Source organism: Bacillus sp. AP50 (assembly GCF_040492675.1).
GTDB lineage: Bacteria > Bacillota > Bacilli > Bacillales > Bacillaceae_G > Bacillus_A > Bacillus_A cereus.
On the sequence record NZ_JBEUTW010000435.1, the window covers coordinates 1 to 1,258 of the forward strand.

The following is a 1,258-nucleotide window of genomic DNA, read 5'->3' on the forward strand; positions in this document are numbered from 1 at the left end:
GCTTACTACTTGATTGTATTTTCCACTACAATATATCCGTATTTATTTTTCAGTTTTGAATCTGTGACCATTTCACTTCAAAAAAACGTTCGTAATTGGGCGCTACTTGCTTTTATGTTATTTATAGTTGGTCTATTTATTTTCCTAAATCCCGATGTGGATCAATATTTGTTTATATATTCTCTTATGGATATCTTAAATGTCATTTTCTTTATTCTTTTACCAATCTTATTTTTCGCTTACAGTATTCTTTTTACTTGGGTTACTAGGAGGAAACAACTTTGATTCGAAAATGGATATGGATTGTAATTTGTTGTGTGTATATAATTGGTTGTAGTCAGAGAGTTCCTCTTGAGAAGGTTTCATTAATCCTTTTAATTGGCTTGGATAGAACCTCTAATGGAGACATAAAAGTTGGAACAAGTATACCACTCTTTCATCATAAGCAACAAAAAAGTACTATAGAACATTGGACAAAAGCATCAACTGTATATACTGGATTCAGTAAGATAGATACAAAGTTAACGGGCTTTATGACAGCTTCCAAAGCTGAAATCATTTTAATTGGGAAAAAATTAGCGCAAGAAGCAAATTGGTTACAGGAGCTTGATTCTTCTTACCGTGATCCTTACGCTACCATTAATGCTAAAGTAGTACTTGTAGATGGGCCTGCAGAAGAAATTTTTAAAATTTATAAGCCTAGTAAACCATCACTATCATCTTATATAAATGGTGTAATCGAATCCTCAATTCAAAATAACCAATCCGTCTCTTCTACAATTCAGCAATTAATGAGAGAACAAAATGAAGATGGAATGACGCAAACTGTTCCAATTATCAAAAAAACAAAGAATGAAATCGACACAGTAGGAATTGCATTTTTAAATCGAAAAGGGAAATATTTAACTTATATCCCTAAAAAAGATGTTAAATTTTTCAATCTTTTAAATAAGTCAAAAAGTAACGGGCGAATGATACTACACCTTGCACTGCCTCCTAAAAATTCCAACAAAAAAACAAATACTTCTATCTTCGTACAGAACGCGACAAGGAAGGTAGATGTTACTTTTCAAAACGGAAAGTTTGTATTTAATCTCGATATATATGCTAATGTAGCTTTAATAGAAAAAACCAATCCGAATTTAATTAAGGGGTACTATGATAATAAAAAAAATATATATCATTTAAAAAGTGCTATTCAAAAAGAAATTAATAATAATTTACAAAATATATTAAATGAAATACAACAGAATAAAAT

General features: G+C 30.0%; 1 protein-coding gene and 1 pseudogene. Both read left to right on the plus strand.

Going from position 1 to position 1,258, the window contains the following annotated elements; genetic code table 11:
* Positions 1-285 (plus strand): annotated as a pseudogene (locus ABWK52_RS24080) (GerAB/ArcD/ProY family transporter); the annotation flags it as partial.
* A partial coding sequence (locus tag ABWK52_RS24085) for a Ger(x)C family spore germination protein (protein WP_353772181.1) occupies positions 282-1,258 on the plus strand: 977 nt, incomplete at its 3' end. The pseudogene ABWK52_RS24080 and the gene ABWK52_RS24085, both read left to right, overlap by 4 nt.